This is a genomic window from Bradyrhizobium manausense, from assembly GCF_001440035.1.
GTDB classification, from domain to species: domain Bacteria; phylum Pseudomonadota; class Alphaproteobacteria; order Rhizobiales; family Xanthobacteraceae; genus Bradyrhizobium; species Bradyrhizobium manausense.
In genome coordinates this window covers 282,053-297,438 of the sequence record NZ_LJYG01000112.1, presented here as the reverse complement: position 1 = coordinate 297,438, position 15,386 = coordinate 282,053, and the positions used below count along the sequence as shown (strand labels likewise).

10 protein-coding genes are annotated in these 15,386 nt (G+C 62.3%); 7 read left to right on the top strand and 3 right to left on the bottom strand.

The features are described 5' to 3' along the window. The first annotated feature begins 474 nt into the window (after positions 1–474). The 3 genes from AOQ71_RS37950 (at position 475) to AOQ71_RS37940 (ending at position 5,149) form a co-directional block, all read left to right on the top strand. Positions 475–1,956 (top strand): porin, encoded by a 1,482-nt coding sequence (locus AOQ71_RS37950; RefSeq protein WP_057758248.1) that lies wholly within the window; start codon positions 475–477, stop codon positions 1,954–1,956. Positions 1,957–2,213: 257 nt separating this feature from the next. Further along, positions 2,214–4,220, top strand: a complete 2,007-nt coding sequence (locus tag AOQ71_RS37945) for an O-linked N-acetylglucosamine transferase, SPINDLY family protein (RefSeq protein WP_057758246.1) — start codon at positions 2,214–2,216, stop codon at positions 4,218–4,220. Positions 4,221–4,285: 65 nt separating this feature from the next. After that, positions 4,286–5,149 (top strand): FkbM family methyltransferase, encoded by an 864-nt coding sequence (locus AOQ71_RS37940; RefSeq protein ID WP_057758244.1) that lies wholly within the window; start codon positions 4,286–4,288, stop codon positions 5,147–5,149. A 19-nt stretch (positions 5,150–5,168) separates the two neighbouring features. Here the strand turns inward: AOQ71_RS37940 and AOQ71_RS37935 are convergent, their stop codons facing one another. From AOQ71_RS37935 to AOQ71_RS37925, 3 genes are all read right to left on the bottom strand, one after another. Further along, positions 5,169–5,738, bottom strand: a complete 570-nt coding sequence (locus tag AOQ71_RS37935; protein ID WP_057758242.1) for an invasion associated locus B family protein — start codon at positions 5,736–5,738, stop codon at positions 5,169–5,171. A 63-nt stretch (positions 5,739–5,801) separates the two neighbouring features. Next, positions 5,802–8,942 (bottom strand): multidrug efflux RND transporter permease subunit, encoded by a 3,141-nt coding sequence (locus AOQ71_RS37930; RefSeq protein ID WP_057758240.1) that lies wholly within the window; start codon positions 8,940–8,942, stop codon positions 5,802–5,804. Then, positions 8,939–10,114, bottom strand: coding sequence for an efflux RND transporter periplasmic adaptor subunit (locus tag AOQ71_RS37925; protein WP_057758238.1), 1,176 nt, complete (start codon positions 10,112–10,114; stop codon positions 8,939–8,941). The genes AOQ71_RS37930 and AOQ71_RS37925 overlap by 4 nt, the downstream gene beginning before the upstream one ends. Positions 10,115–10,504: 390 nt before the next feature. Here AOQ71_RS37925 and AOQ71_RS37920 point away from each other — a divergent pair, with 390 nt between their 5' ends. The 4 genes from AOQ71_RS37920 to exbB all read left to right on the top strand — a co-directional run bounded on the left by AOQ71_RS37920 (position 10,505) and on the right by exbB (position 15,385). Then, the gene (locus tag AOQ71_RS37920; protein WP_057758236.1) at positions 10,505–10,744 is read left to right on the top strand and encodes a hypothetical protein; all 240 of its coding nucleotides are present in this window, start codon (positions 10,505–10,507) and stop codon (positions 10,742–10,744) included. 338 nt (positions 10,745–11,082) lie between these two features. Then, on the top strand, positions 11,083–13,644 hold the full coding sequence (locus AOQ71_RS37915) for a TonB-dependent receptor (RefSeq protein ID WP_057758234.1): 2,562 nt from the start codon (positions 11,083–11,085) through the stop codon (positions 13,642–13,644). A gap of 20 nt (positions 13,645–13,664) precedes the next feature. Then, complete coding sequence (locus AOQ71_RS37910) at positions 13,665–14,354, top strand: Fe2+-dependent dioxygenase (RefSeq protein ID WP_057758231.1); 690 nt, start codon at positions 13,665–13,667, stop codon at positions 14,352–14,354. Beyond that, complete coding sequence (gene exbB, locus AOQ71_RS37905) at positions 14,351–15,385, top strand: tonB-system energizer ExbB (RefSeq protein ID WP_057758229.1); 1,035 nt, start codon at positions 14,351–14,353, stop codon at positions 15,383–15,385. The genes AOQ71_RS37910 and exbB overlap by 4 nt, the downstream gene beginning before the upstream one ends. Position 15,386: the final 1 nt, after the last annotated feature.

Sequence of the window (15,386 nt, the reverse complement as noted above, 5' to 3'; positions counted from 1 at the left end):
GCGATGACGTGTGGTGCGGAGCGCTCATCCCGCGCGGCCCGATTCGACCCTTTCAAGCCCGGAAGCGTGGTCTCCAGGGTTCGCCTGCCAACCCCCATAGCGACGGGTTCCATTCAGGACCGTGGGCGTCACGCAGCTGTGATCGATATTTTATGAAGTAAAATCAATTGATTATTCGGCCTTGGTCCAAAAAATGCTGCGTGATTTTTGTGCAACACCTGCCCGGATTCGGATTGTTCGGCGGTGTTTGGGCCCGTTCGGATGTTGCGTGTGCATCGGCCATCCATCATGGTGATCGGGCGACGGAGGGGGGCATCCCAAGGTCGTCCCGTTTAGGTCTTTCGCTTAAGTCCCTCGCGTTCATGCGGGTGTGTCCGAAGACGCGAAGGCGGCCAAAGCGGTGATTTAAAGGGGGTTGGGGAATTGGCCGTTCGGGTCAGTGACCTTCCCTGAAGAGCAACTTGGAGGTTTAACATGAAGTTGGTTAAGAGCCTTTTGCTCGGCTCAGCGGCGGGTCTGATCGCCGTGGGCGGAGCTCAAGCAGCCGATCTCCCCGTGAAGGCCAAGGCGGTCGAATACGTGAAGATCTGCTCGCTGTACGGTGCGGGTTTCTACTACATGCCGGGCACCGATACCTGCATCAAGTTCGGCGGCTACGTGCGTGCTGACTACTGGGCCCAAGGCGGCGACTATGGCTTCCGTCAGGGCGCGAACCAGGGTTCGAACAACCGTCTGACGAACTACTGGGGCATGCGCGCTCGTATGGACCTCACGGTCGATACGCGCACGGCGACCGAGTACGGCGTGGTTCGCACCTTCGCCGACATGGTCTTCACCTGGGATACGCAAGCTGTCAGCAACAGCAACCCGTCGACCCTCAATGGTACGCCTAACACTTCGGCCTCGCTCGGCCTGTACCATGCGTTCATCCAGTTCGCCGGCTTCACCTTCGGCCGCACGGTCTCGATCTTCGACGCTCCGTGGCAGAGCTATCCGGCTGGCGGTCCCGATACCCTTCCGGGCGGTTCCAACCACGTGACCGGTATCAACCAGGTCGCCTATACCGCTGACTTCGGCCAGGGCATCACCGGCTCGATCGCCCTCGAGGACGAAACGACCTCGGCTGGTGGTCAGTCGAACCTGTGGAACCTGTCGAGCGCGACTGCGGCCGGCATCATCACGGGTGCGTACGGCGCCAACAACTGGGGTGGTACGCGCTCGCCCGACATCACCGGTGCGATCCGTGTCGACCAGGCCTGGGGTCTGGCCCAGATCTCGGTTGCCGCGCATGACATGCATGCTGCCTACTACGGCGCGACGGAACCCACGGGTCACCCGGGCGACAAGTGGGGCTGGGCGGTCCAGGGATCGTTGTCGATCAAGAACATCCCGACTGGCGCGGGTGACTCGATCAACTTGCAGGCGGTCTACACCGACGGTGCGAGCCGCTACAACTTCCAGAGCCTGTTCCCGCAGACCTTCTTCATGTACAGCGGTAGCGGCATTGCCTATCAGGGCCTCGGCTTCGCCGGCATTGCTGATGGTGTCTACACCACCGGCTCTGGCATCGAATCCGTCAAGTCCTGGGGCTTCCGCGGTGGCTACACCCACAACTGGAGCCCGAACTGGGCGAGCGCCATCTATGGTGGCTACGGCGCCATTCAGTACGGTTCCGGCGGCAAGGCTGCGATCTGCGCGAACATGGTCACGCTGCTCGGCCTCACCGGCAACTGCAACCCGGACTTCAACTTCGCTGTGATCGGTGTCAACACCGTGTGGACCCCGGTGAAGAACCTGGCCTTCACGGCGGACGTGAGCTGGTCGCGTCTTGACCAGAAGTACTCGGGCACCATCGCGAGCCCGGGCCTTGCGGCCGCTGCCAAGCCGGCAGCTCTCTATGAGCTGAAGGACCAGGACTCGGTCGCCCTGCTCCTCCGCGCTCAGCGTAACTTCTAAGCTCAGTCCTGAGCCGATAACAAAGGCCCCCAGCGGTTTCGCTGGGGGCCTATTTTTTTGCGTGTCACTTTGAACATCCTCGCCGCGCGAAGGATCGAAAGGCCAAACGAATTGGTCGAAATCGACACGCGCGCGGTCATTTCATGCCTTGCAGCGCAACGGCACGGCCGTTGTTCTCTGCAGCAAAGGCAACTAGAGTTTTTTGCACCAGTTCAACAGAAAACAGACCCGTCATCGGAGTCCGGAACCCCAGTCGCATGTCGCAGCAGAGCCGCAACAAGGAAGCTTCGGCCTCCTCCTCACTCCATTCGTCGGCTATTCTGGACCAGGCAATTGCGGCGCACCGTTCGGGCAATCTGTTGGAGGCAGAGCGGGTCTATGCAACCGTCCTGAAGGGCAGCAAAACGCATTCTGTGGCGCTGCATATGCTGGGGCTGTTGCATGCTCAGCGTGGCAATTTCTCAGACGCCGAGCCATTGCTCAAGAAGGCCGCCCGCGTCGATGCCGGCAATCCCGACGTTCTTTTCAACTATGCCAATGTGCTGCGTGCATTGGACAAAACAGACGATGCGCTCGACTGGCTTGCGAAAGCGATTGCCCTGTCGCCGAACTTTGCGGATGCGCATCTCAATCGCGGAGCGATCCTGCTTGCACGGAAGGAGCTTCACGGAGCCATCGCGGAATTCGATCGCGCCATTGCGATCGCGCCATCGAGTGCGGCGTTCGCAAACCGGGGCAGTGCGTTTCAGCAGCTCGGTCAGCTCGACGACGCGCATGACAGCTACCAACGTGCCGTCGCGCTCGCACCGTCGAATCCACAGCTCCATTTCGTCTTGTCTGAGGTCCTTGGCCAAATGGGCCGACACGACGAAGCGATTGGAGCGCTCGAAAGAACTGTCGCACTGAACAAGGCCTTCCCATTCGCGTTGAGCAAGCTCGTTGACGCCAGGCGGAAGCGCGCCGACTGGCGCGATTTCGAACGTGAACAGGCCGGCCTGGACGAGGCCGTCGAATCCGGCGTCGCGGTCGATCCCTTCATGTTCCTTCATGCCTCGTCGTCTCCCGCACGCCAATTGGCCTGTGCGAAGACATTCGTCGCCAACGTCGCGCCGGAACGAGGTGCGGCGAAACCAAGAACGCCGTCACCGGCTTCCCGGCTGCGGATCGGGTACATGTCTGCCGATCTTCGCAATCACGCCATTGGTCATCTGATGGTCGGGGTCATCGAGGAGCACGACCGCGAGCGTTTCGAGATCAGCGCCATTTCGTACGGGCCCGACGACCGGAGCGAGGTGCGCGGCCGCCTGAAGGCAGCATTCGAGCGCTTCGAAGACGTCAGCCATCTTCCCGATGAGGGCGTGGTCGAGCTGATACGCCGGCTCGACATCGATGTTCTCGTCGATCTCGGAGGCTTCACGGCCGGCGCGCGGCCGAGGATCCTGGCGCACCGGGCGGCTCCCATCCAGGTCAACTATCTCGGCTACCCCGGCACGATGGGCGCATCCTACGTGGACTACGTTATGGCCGACCGAATCATCGTGCCCGAAGCAGAGCAGAAGCACTACGCCGAGAAGGTGATTTATCTTCCGGACAGCTATCAGGCAACCGACGCGAGGCGATCGCTTGCAAGTGTACCGGCCCGAAGCGAGGTCGGACTGCCGGACGATGCATTCGTCTACTGTGCGTTCAACAGAACGTCCAAGATCACGCCGGTGCTGTTCGATGTCTGGATGAGGCTGCTTGCCAAGACCGCCGGCAGCGTCCTCTGGCTGCTTGATGGCGATCCGATCGCCAGGGAGAACCTGAAGCGTGAGGCCGTTGCGCGCGGCATCGCGGCAGAGAGGATCGTGTTCGCCCCACACGCGCCGGCAGACGCGCACCTGGTGCGCCACCAACTCGCCGATCTGTTCTTGGATACATTGCCCTACAATGCCCACACCGGTGCCAGTGATGCACTTTGGGCTGGCTTGCCGGTCGTGACCTGCCTCGGCAGCGCCTTTGCGGGACGCGTTGCAGCCAGCATCCTGAACGCTGTCGGCCTACCCGAACTGGTGACGCAATCGCTGAACGACTATGAGAGCTTGGCGCTTCGAATCGCGCATGATTCCGAACTTCGAACCGTGCTTAAGAGCAAGCTGGCGTCGCAGCGGACCACTTGGCCGCTGTTCGATACGGCCCGCATGACGCGGCACATCGAAAAGGCCTTCAATGAAATGTGGCGTCGGCATTGCGCCGGAGAAGCGCCGGCCTCGTTTGCCGTCTAAATCTCATCATGAGGTCGCCCTTGGCCTGAAGCCTCATGTCATTCCTTCCATGGGCTTGTCCTGAAATGACTGATAACGAACCGGACTTTTTACATGATCTCATCCGGCCGGCACGGCTGACCTCGGTCGTTGATATCGGGGCCAATCCGATCGATGGCGATCCGCCCTACAAGGCGATGCTGCAACGAAGACTTTGCACCGTCGTTGGCTTTGAACCGCAGGACGAAGCGCTTGCAGAGCTCAATGCCCGCAAGAGCGACCTCGAGAGCTACTATCATTATGTCGTTGGGAATGGGCACAAGGCAAAGCTGCGTCTGTGCCGAATCCCGGGAATGACGAGCCTGCTACTTCCTGATCAGAATGTGCTGTCGCATTTTGCGAAATTTTCCGAATGGGGCACCGTGGTCAGCGAACATCCGGTCCAGACCCGCCGGCTCGACGATATCGCCGAGATCCGGGATCTGGATTTCCTGAAAATCGACGTTCAGGGCTCCGAGCTGGCTGTCTTCGGAAGCGGGCGGCAGAAGCTGAAGCAGGCCGTCGCCATTCAAACGGAGGTCTCGTTTCTTTGCCTTTACAAGGAGCAGCCGACATTCGGCGATATCGATGGCGAATTGCGCAGGCAGGGGTTCGTTCCTCACGCCTTTACGGCCGTCAACCGGCGTATGATCGCGCCTTTGAGCGACCCATCCAATCCCTACGCGGCGATGAACCAGCTGCTGGAGGCCGATATCGTCTATGTGCGAAACTTCATGCGGCCGGCTGACATGACGGTCGAGCAACTCAAGCATCTGGCAATGATCGCTCATCATTGCTACCGCTCATTCGACCTTGCTGCGAACTGTATTCATCACCTGATTGCGCGCAAGTCGATCCCTGATCGGTCGATCCGCGACTACATGGCGTCCATCCAGCTTCCGCAACCCTGATCAGAGCTGGCCGCGCGAATTACTTGATCTTGTCGTAGGCCGCGGCGAAGTCGTTCAACGGCATCGGGATCGCGATCGTCTCCTTGGCCATGTTCTGAAAGGAGACCTTCAGCTGCTTGCCCGAGCGAAGGCTCGCGAGCAGGTCGGGCGCGATCGGCGTCGAGGCATAGCAGCCGCGGTTCTCGCAGGTCTGGATCTGCAGATCGATCGTCTTGCCTTCGTCGACCTGAAGCTTGGCGCCGAGCGGGAGATTGAGGCCGAGCGGCAGCTGCAGCAGCGCAACCGGCGTGCGGGTGTCGGGCGCGACGCGGATGTTGATCAAGACGATGGTCTGGCCGGTCTTGGTCAGCACTGCGTTCTGCTCGATCGCGCATTCGAGCGGGGCGTCGCGGCTCGCGCTGGTGCAGCGCGCGATCCAGCCGGGCTGAGGCGGCGTGCTCTCGGCCTGCGGTTGGGTTGGTGCAGGCGTCGGCTGGGCGGCGGGGGCAGGGGAAGCCGCGTTCTTCTTGCTGCCCTGCTGGGCAGACGCAGCGCCCATCGACAACAGAACAGCGGCGGCAAGGGCGACAAGTCTGGATTGCGTGGGCATGGCGTGACCGCGTTGGCGTGAACCGAGGCTTGGCTGTAGCGTCGCGGATGTCGCGACGCAAGCTTACTCGGCGGCTTCCTTGACGGTGCCGTGCTCCGACGTCGCGAGCCCATCCTCGTCGGCCGAGCCGCCCTTGAACAGGTTGGAGAATTTGTCGAGATAGAGATAGACCACCGGTGTGGTGAACAGCGTCAGCGCTTGGCTGACGATGAGGCCGCCGACCATGGCGTAGCCGAGCGGCTGGCGGATCTCGGCGCCGGTGCCGTGGCCGAGCATCAGCGGCACGCCGCCCAGCAATGCTGCCATCGTCGTCATCATGATCGGGCGGAAGCGCAGCAGCGCGGCCTGCCGGATCGATTCCTCCGGCGTCTTGTGCTCATCGCGCTCGGCGGCGATGGCGAAGTCGACCATCATGATGCCGTTCTTCTTCACGATACCGATCAGCAGGATGATTCCGATCAAGGCGATCAGGCTGAAGTCGAAGCCAGCCGCCATGAGGATCATGAGCGCCCCGACGCCGGCCGAGGGCAGGGTCGACAGAATCGTGATCGGGTGGATGTAGCTCTCGTAGAGGATGCCGAGGATCAGATAGACCACGACGAGCGCGGCCAGGATCAGCAGCGGCACGGTGCCGAGCGACTGCTGGAACGCCTGTGCGGTGCCTTGGAAGCTCGAATTCAGCGTCGCCGGCGCGCCGAGATCGGCCATCGCCTTCTGAACGGCCTGGGTGGCCTGTCCGAGCGCAACGCCCTGGGCAAGGTTGAAGCTGATCGTGATCGCCGGGAATTGGCCCTGGTGGCTGATCGAGAGCGGACGGACCGGATCGGTGGTCCAGGTCGCGAAGGTCGACAGCGGCACCTGGTCGCCTGTCAGCGGCGACTTCAGATAAAGCTTGTTCAGCGAATCCAGGTTGCCTTGCATCTCCGGCAGAATTTCCAGGATCACCTTGTAGGTGTTGAGCTGTGTGAAATACTGCGTGACCTGCCGCTGTCCGAAGGCATCATAGAGGGTGTCGTCGATCAGCTGCGGCTGGATGCCGTAGCGCGAGGCGGTGTCACGGTTGATCTTGAGCTGGACCGTGGTGCCCTGGGTCTGCTGGTCGGTGGCGACGTCGCGCAGCTCTGGCAGCGTCTGCATCTTGGCGAGGATTTTCGGCGCCCATTCGTTCAGCTCGCCGAGGTCGGCGTCCTGCAATGTGAACTCGAACTGGGTACGGGTCGGACGGCCGCCGAGACGGACGTCCTGGGCTGCCTGCATGTACAGGCGGGCGCCCTCGACCTTGTCGAATTTTGGGCGTAACCGCGCGATGATTTCCTGGGCCGACGCCACACGCTGGTCGCGAGGCTTCAGCGTGATGAACAGGTTGCCGTTGTTGCCGGCACGGCCACTGCCGCCGATCGACATCGCAACACTTGCGACGTCGGGATCAGCGAGGATGATCTTGCCAAGCTGCTCCTGGCGCTTGACCATCTCCTTGAAGGAAATGTCCTGGGAAGCTTCCGAGGTCGCCGTTATCAGACCGACGTCCTGCTGCGGGAAGAAGCCTTTCGGGATCAGGACGAAGAGATAGATCGACAGCCCAAGCGTGGCGAAGAAGACCACGAGGGTGGTGCGCCGCCAGGCCAGGGCATGGTCGAGCCCCCATTCGTAGCCGCGCAGCATCGCGTCGAAGGCGCCCTCGCTCCATTTGTAGAATTTGCCGTGGCTCACTTCGCCATGGGCACGCAGAAAGCGCGAGGCCATCATCGGCGTCAGGGTCAGCGACACGAACATCGACACGAAGATCGTCATCGCCAGCACGACCGCGAATTCGCGGAACAGGCGTCCGATGATGCCGCCCATCAGGAGCAGTGGGATCAGCACGGCGACCAGCGAGATGGAGATCGAGACGATGGTGAAGCCGATCTCCTTGGAGCCTCTGAAGGCGGCCGCGAGCGGCTTTTCGCCTTCTTCGATGTAACGCGTGATGTTCTCCAGCATCACGATGGCGTCGTCGACCACGAAGCCGACCGCGATCGTGAGCGCCATCAGCGACAGATTGTCGAGCGAATAGCCGAACACCCACATCAGGGCGCAGGCACCCAGCAGCGCCAGCGGAACCGTGATGGTGGGAATCACCGTCGCCCAGAAGCTGCGCAGGAACACGAAGATGACCATGACCACGAGGGCGATGGTCAGCAGCAGCGTGAACTGCACGTCCTCGACCGCGGCACGAATGGTGGTGGTGCGGTCGCTGATGAGCTCGATCTTGATCGCGGGCGGGATGGCTGCGACGAGGCGGGGCAGGGTCGCCTTGATCCGGTCGACGGTCTCGATGACGTTGGCGCCCGGCTGCTTGAACACGACCAGGAATACGCCGCGCTTGCCATTGGCCCAGGCCGCCTGCTTGGCATCCTCGGCGCCGCTGACCGCCTGCCCGATGTCGCGGATGCGCAGCGGGCCGCCGTTGCGGTATGCGATGATGACGTCGTTCCAGTCCTTGGACTGGGTGAGCTGATCGTTGGCGTAGATCGTGTAGGCGCGCTTCTCGCCGTCGATATTGCCCTTCGGGCTGTCGACCGTGGTGATCGCGATCTGGCTACGCACGTCCTCCATCGATAGGCCCTTGGCGACCAGCTTCGCCGGATCGACCTGGATGCGGATCGAGGGTTTCTGCTGGCCGCCGATGAAGACCTGTGCCACGCCGGAGATCTGGCTGATCTGCTGGGCGAGCTGGGCGTCGATCGAATCGCTGACGGTGGTCAGGGGCAGTGTGTCTGATGTCGCCGACAGCAGCAGGATCGGGGAGTCGGCCGGGTTTACCTTGCGGTAGGTCGGCGGCGAGGGCAGGTTCTTCGGCAATTGGCCGCTGGCGGCGTTGATGGCGCCCTGCACGTCGTTCGCTGCACCGTCGATGCTGCGGTTGAGGTCAAACTGAATGGTGATCGAGGCGGTGCCCAGATAGCTCGTCGAGGTCATCTGCGCGATGCCGGGAATCTGGGCGAACTGGCGCTCCAGCGGCTGGGCGACCGACGAGGCCATCGTCTCCGGGCTGCCGCCCGGCAAATTGGCCGTGACCTGGATGGTCGGGAAGTCCACCTGCGGCAGCGGCGCCACCGGCAGCAGCGGATAGGCGACGAGGCCGACAAAAAGAATGCCGGCCATCAGCAGCGATGTGCCGATGGGATAACGGATGAAAGGTGCCGAAATCCCGCCTTCGGTCATTCCTGCTGAACCTTGTTTTTCTGGACCGGATCCGAACTCGCGACAGTCGTCGAGACCAGACTGCCGGGCTGAACCTTGTACTGGCCGCCGGTGATCACCTGCTGGCCGGGGCTCAAGCCTTCCTCGATGACCGAGCGTCCGTCGATGGAATAGGCGACCTTGATCTTGCGAACCTCGGCCTTGTTGTCCTGGCTGACGGTATAGGCGTAGAGGCCGTTGGTCGAATGCTGGACCGCGTCATCGGGAACGATGGTCGCGTCTTTCAGCGTCCGCACCAGCAGTCGCGTCGACACCGATTGTCCCGGCCACAGCGTGTGCTCCTTGTTGTCGAACACCGCCTTCAGCCTGATCGTCCCGCTGGTCGTATCAACCTGGTTGTTGATGACGGCAAGCTTGCCTTCGGCCAGCGTCTTCTTGCCGTCGGTGGTGAACGCGATCACCCTGAGCTCGCCGGCTTTCTGGCCCTCGCTGATATAGGGCAGCTGGTCCTCCGGCGCGGTGAAGATCACGGTGATCGGTTCGACCTGAGCGATGGTGACGACACCGGTCTGGTTCGAGGCGTTGACGATGTTGCCGATGTCGACCTGGCGCAGGCCGGCGACGCCCGTGATCGGTGCCGTGATCTGGGTGTAGTCGAGCTGGGTCTGGGCGTTGGCGATGGCGGCTTCGTCGGCGGCGATCTGGGCGGTGAGCTGGGCGACGGTCGAGCGCTGGGTATCGACGCGCTGTGCGGTCGCGAATTCGCCGAGCTTCATCGCGCGCTGCAGCTCGAGATTGGCATTGGCCAGGCTAGCCTCGTCCTGCGCCTTCTTGGCCTTGGCCTGGTCGAGCGTGGCTTGATAGGGGCGGGGATCGATCGAGACCAGCAACTCGCCCTGCTTGACGATCTGGCCTTCGGTGAAGGCGATCTTGTCGATCTGGCCATCCACCCGGGTCCGGACTTGTACGGTGTTGAAGCCCTGAACGGTGCCAAGACCGGTCAGGTAAACCGGGAAGTCGCTCTTCTGGACCGGCGCGATGCTGACGGGCACGGCGGGCGCGCGCGGCGCACCCTTCTGTGCAGTCTGGGCTTTCCCGGCCTCCGCGGCCTGATATCGCTGCCAGCCGTAATAGCCGCCACCGGCCACAGCTGCGATGATGACAATCCACAGGATCGGCCGTGACTTTTTCATTGTGAGTGTATCGGCTTGTATGCCCAAAACAACGAATGGCGGGGCAATCAAAGGGTTCCAGCAAGGCTTGTATATTACACGCCAAGTTCCAGTGTAAACAGCACTATCAGTTGAGAATCCTAAACAATTGGAAAGCTTTGCACCCCGTAGGCAACCGGGTGACGCGCCGGTGTGCAGTGCTGCATTCTCTTGTGACGAGCGAGGAGCGTGCAAGAGACAGAGAATACTCGCAGGCGTCGTGACGTTGCGATGGAGGACGCCAGCGAACGCGCTGTGTTGGTACGGGCGCATTTGCCTTCGCGAGAACGGTTCTAAACCGCCCCGGTCGCGTTTCGGTTGTCACCAAAACCAGCATCGTTCATATCGGCGCCGCCACGTCAGGAGTGCGGAATGGACGAATTGAACGGCAAGCTGATCGCGTGCCAGATTCTGATTACGGGGTTGATCGCGCGCGTAGCCAATGAGCAGCGCGATCCCTTGCGCTTTCTCACCGACTTCCGCGACGAGATCAAAGCCGTCGTTGGCGGCGTCAAGATCGTGGGCATGGACAACACAGATCGCGTGCGTGCAACCGCGCAGCGCACCGTCGATGAATTGTTCTCGCTGATGAAGCCCCCGAGCAGCGACTGACGGCCGCGCAAGATGATGCGCGAAGACGAGTGTCGCTATGTCCCGCTGCATCAACGTGTCGCGCGACAATACCTGCTGCGACAGGCGTCCCGTGCTTTGACGCAAAAGCGCGATGCACGAACCGCGCATCGCAAGGACAAACATCGGCTTCAGTTTAGAACGCTTACAAGCTCGAGCTTAGAACGGTTTCAAACTCAAATTTAGAATCGTTTTGATCTGGATGGATTCAACGTTGCTCATGCCGTCACTGCGTTGACCCTCATTGCCCCGCTCGATACGACCAGTGCGTCGCCCTGTCACGGCGCGACACACTGCAGCAATTGGAATGGGGCGTAAGGATGGGTATGGCGAGGGCTCCGCGGTCGTTGCGTTCGACCGCGGCACGGCAAGCTTTGGTCGGCAATTTCGATGGTGCGGCTGGCAAGACTGCTTCCACCGTTGCAGGCCTGATCGCAGTCGCGTCGGTATCGGGCGCAGCACAAGCGCAGCAGACAAGTCTGCCGCCGGTCAACGTCGACGCACCCAAGGAGCGGCCGCGCTCCACCACCGCGAAACCGACGCCCGATCAGGTCCGCGCCCGCAACGCGCTGCGGCGTGCGGCACAACAACGTCAGCAGGCTGCAGTGGCCCCGGTCGTCGATGCGGCCGCACCGTCGCCTGATAGCAATCCCTATGCAGATCCGGCTGCGCCCTACAAAGTCGATCACGTCCAGGCCGGCGGCAAGTTTCCGGAGAAGCTGGTCGATACGCCGAAGTCGATCACGGTGCTGAGCAAGGAAGTCCTCGACGACAAGGGCGCCACCACGCTGAAGCAGGCGATCCTGAGCACGGCCGGCGTGACGCTCGGCACCGGCGAGGGCGGCAATGCTTTCGGCGATCGCTTCTTCATCCGCGGCTTTGACGCCCGCAACGACGTCTTCATCGACGGCGTGCGCGATGCCGGCGTCAGCGTGCGCGAGAACTTCTTCACCGAGCAGGTCGAGATCCTGCGCGGTCCCGCGTCGTCCTTCGCGGGCCGCGGCACGGCGGGTGGCGCCATCAACATCGTCACCAAGCAGGCCGTGACCGAGAAGAGCTTCTACAACATGGACACGACGTTTGGCACCGACCAGACCAAGCGTGTCACGCTCGACGTCAACCAGGTGATCAACCCGTCGCTCGCCGTTCGCGCCGGTGGCCTGTTTCAGGATGCCGACGTTGCGGGGCGGGATCGCGTCAAGGACAATCGCGATGGCGCCTTCGTCGCCACGACCTGGAAGCCGACCGACGCCATCAAGATCACCGGCAATTACATTCACACCGAGCTGACGGGCATTCCCGATTTCGGCGTGCCGTATTATCGGCCGAGCACGTCGTCGACATCAGGCGGGCCTTTCCCGGACTTCGGGGTCAACCGGAATAATTTCTACGGCTTCGTCAATCGCGATTTCTACCGGACCGGCCAGGATATCGGCACGATCAATGCGGAAGTTCAGGTCACGCCCGATCTGCTGCTCACCAACAAGATCCGGGAATCGCACTCGACGCAGAACTACATCGGCACACTGCCGGAATCGCCGACGCTGGCCGCGGGCGCTCCGTTCACGGCCTATACTGTGAGCGCCAACCCTCAGAGCCGCTACCAGGCCACCGACGTGTTCGCCAACCAGACCGAGGCGACGTACAAGTTCGACGATCATGCCGGCTTCAGGCACACGTTGTTTGCAGGCATCGAATACGACAACGAGCGATCGTCGATCGACACTTACACCGGGCTTGGCTCGGAGATCACGACCGGGACGACGCCTTTCACCGGCTCGGGATCAACGTCCGGCGTCAGCGTGTTTTATCCGCAGGCCACCGACAATCCGTTCCCGATACCGGGGGGCCTGACCGGCAGGCCGACCAAGATTGGGATTGAAACCATCAGCGGCTACGTCATGGACAGCGCGAATTATCGCGATGTCCTCATCCTCAACGGCGGTTTCCGCTATGACGATTACAGCATCAAGACATCGGCTTTCACGGCGGCGGGTGCTTTCGGGCAGCAGTCCGCGCAATTCCTGGTTCCGGATTACAACCTCGGCCTCACGCTGAAGCCGCTGCCCAACGGCAGCGTTTATGCCGCCTATGCGACCTCGGCGAATCCCGTGGGCTCGGAGTTCGACGGCACCAGCACCGCCTATGGCGGCATCAATCCAAATCTGGCCGGTGGCAACAACCAGATCTTCGGGCCCGAAAAGAACAAGGCCATAGAGCTCGGCACCAAATGGGAGTTGTTCGATCGCCACCTGCTGCTGACTGCCGCGCTGTTCGAGACGACCAAGGAAAACGCGCGCGAGGCGCAGAACGTCGGCAGCACTGCGGCGGCGGCGGCGCTTGGCTGTACCTTCGCTCCCGTGGCTCCGGCAAAGACCGTGTCGTGCATCACGGCGGGCGCTGCCTATCGCGTCCGCGGCATCGATCTCGGGGTGGGTGGCAAGATCACGGACAAATGGAGCGTGTTCGGCGGCCTCGTGCTGATGCAGTCGGAGGTGACGAAGTCCCTGGCCCCGCCGGCCAATACGACACTCTACGTCTCCAATGTCGGGCGTCCGCTCGCCAACATCGCGCACGAGTCGTTCAGCCTGCTCTCGAAGTACCAGCTCAACGACACCTGGGAGCTCGGCGGCCAGGCGGTATACCGCTCCAAGATCTATGGCGGCACTTTGCTCGCGGCCAACCAGGGCACGTCGATTCCGAGCTACTGGCGCTTTGATGCGTTCGCGGAAGCCAAGATCAACAAGAACTGGCGTCTGAAGCTGTTCGTCAACAACATCTTCGACAAGCGCTACTACGACGCGCTGTACCAGAGCGCCGCGCCCTTCGTGCTGGAAGCACCCGGACGCGCCGCCTATTTCGTGATCTCGGCGCGCTACTGATGGGAAGATGACGAGGTGCCATGCTGACATGCATTGAAGGCGTCCTGAGCAAGGATGATGTGGCGGAGTTTCGCCGCATCATGGATGCCAGCGAATGGGAAGACGGCCGTTCCACGGCGGGCGCGCAGTCGGCCATGGTCAAGCGCAACGAGCAGTTGCCGCCGGACGGTGAGGTCGCGCGCAAGCTCGGCCATCGCATCATCTCGGCGCTGACGGCGAACCCGCGGTTTCTGGCGGCCGCAATCCCACTCCAGATCTTTCCGCCGCTGTTCAACCGCTATGCGGCGGACAGCGGCCACTATTTCGGCCTGCATGTCGACAACGCGATCCGCGGCGACCGCCTGACCGGCCTTCGCATTCGCACCGATCTGTCGGTCACGTTATTCCTCAGCGAGCCCGAAGATTATGATGGTGGCGAACTTGTGATCGAGGACACCTACGGTTCGCACGAAGTGAAGTTGCCGGCTGGGGACTGCGTGCTCTATCCCTCGACCAGCCTGCATCTGGTCACCCCGGTGACGAGGGGGGCCCGGGTTGCGTCTTTCTTCTGGCTCCAGAGCATGATACGGGACGATCAAGCCCGCAGCATGATCTTTGACCTCGACACCGCCATTCAGGCGCTGGTGGCACGGCTCGGGCGCGACGATCCCGAAACGGTCAAATTGACGGGTATCTATCACAACCTCATTCGCAACTGGGCCGAAGTATGAAGTTCGCATCTTTCCACGCAAGCCTCGTTGCAACCGCGCTGCTCGCGGCCACCTGGCTCACAGCGCCTGCTGCTGCCCAGACACAACCCCAGGCGGCGGCGCAGGCTCGGCCCACAGCGCCTGCACCTGCGGCGGTCCTGCCGGCGCCGGCTACTGCCGCTACCGCGGCGCAACCAAGCGCTACCGCGGCGCCTTCGACCGCAGCCGCCACGGCTGCCATGCCCACGGCTGCGTCGCCCATGGCTGCGGCGCCCATGGCCGCGATGCCCAGCGCTCCCGCGACCGAGGCTGCCATCGCCCCGGCATCCGAGCCAGCGCCAAAGGCCGGCATCGCGCCGGCCATGAAGGAATTGTCACCCTGGGTGATGTTCATGTCGGCGGACGTCATCGTGAAGGCGGTCATGATCGGGCTTGCCTTCGCCTCGCTCGTGACCTGGACCGTCTTCATCGCAAAATCGATCGAGCTGTCGATCGCCTCCACGAGGCTTCGTTCGGCGCTGAAGAGGATTGCAGAGGCGCGGTCGCTCGCGGAAGCCCAGATGGCGCTCGGCACCAAGCAGGGCATCCTGCCGTCCTTCCTGAGTGCCGCGCTGCGCGAAGCGCGGATGTCGGCGGGCCTGTCCAGCGACGGCGGCATCAAGGAGCGTGCGGCGTCGAGCTTCGCCGAGATCGTGCGCGCGGAAGCGCGGCGCATCCGCGTCGGTATGGGTGTGCTTGCGACCATCGGTTCGACGTCACCGTTCGTCGGTCTGTTCGGCACCGTCTGGGGCATCATGAACAGTTTTATCGGCATCTCGAAGTCGCAGACGACCAATCTTGCTGTGGTTGCCCCCGGCATCGCCGAGGCGCTGCTCGCCACTGCCATCGGTCTCGTCGCCGCTATTCCTGCCGTCATCATCTACAATCACTTCTCGCGCGTGACGAAGGGCTATCTCGAGCTCGTCAGCCGCGCCTCGGGCGCCGCCGCCCGGCTGTTGTCGCGCGATCTCGACCGCAGCCATGGCAGCGCGCATTCGCACGCGGCGGAGTAAG

Bases quoted from the DNA above. Each gene is read 5' to 3' on its own strand.
- AOQ71_RS37950 (WP_057758248.1), top strand. From the start codon at position 475: ATGAAGTTGGTTAAGAGCCTTTTGCTCGGCTCAGCGGCGGGTCTGATC.
- AOQ71_RS37945 (WP_057758246.1), top strand. From the start codon at position 2,214: ATGTCGCAGCAGAGCCGCAACAAGGAAGCTTCGGCCTCCTCCTCACTC.
- AOQ71_RS37940 (WP_057758244.1), top strand. From the start codon at position 4,286: ATGACTGATAACGAACCGGACTTTTTACATGATCTCATCCGGCCGGCA.
- AOQ71_RS37935 (WP_057758242.1), bottom strand. From the start codon at position 5,738: ATGCCCACGCAATCCAGACTTGTCGCCCTTGCCGCCGCTGTTCTGTTG.
- AOQ71_RS37930 (WP_057758240.1), bottom strand. From the start codon at position 8,942: ATGACCGAAGGCGGGATTTCGGCACCTTTCATCCGTTATCCCATCGGC.
- AOQ71_RS37925 (WP_057758238.1), bottom strand. From the start codon at position 10,114: ATGAAAAAGTCACGGCCGATCCTGTGGATTGTCATCATCGCAGCTGTG.
- AOQ71_RS37920 (WP_057758236.1), top strand. From the start codon at position 10,505: ATGGACGAATTGAACGGCAAGCTGATCGCGTGCCAGATTCTGATTACG.
- AOQ71_RS37915 (WP_057758234.1), top strand. From the start codon at position 11,083: ATGGGTATGGCGAGGGCTCCGCGGTCGTTGCGTTCGACCGCGGCACGG.
- AOQ71_RS37910 (WP_057758231.1), top strand. From the start codon at position 13,665: ATGCTGACATGCATTGAAGGCGTCCTGAGCAAGGATGATGTGGCGGAG.
- exbB (WP_057758229.1), top strand. From the start codon at position 14,351: ATGAAGTTCGCATCTTTCCACGCAAGCCTCGTTGCAACCGCGCTGCTC.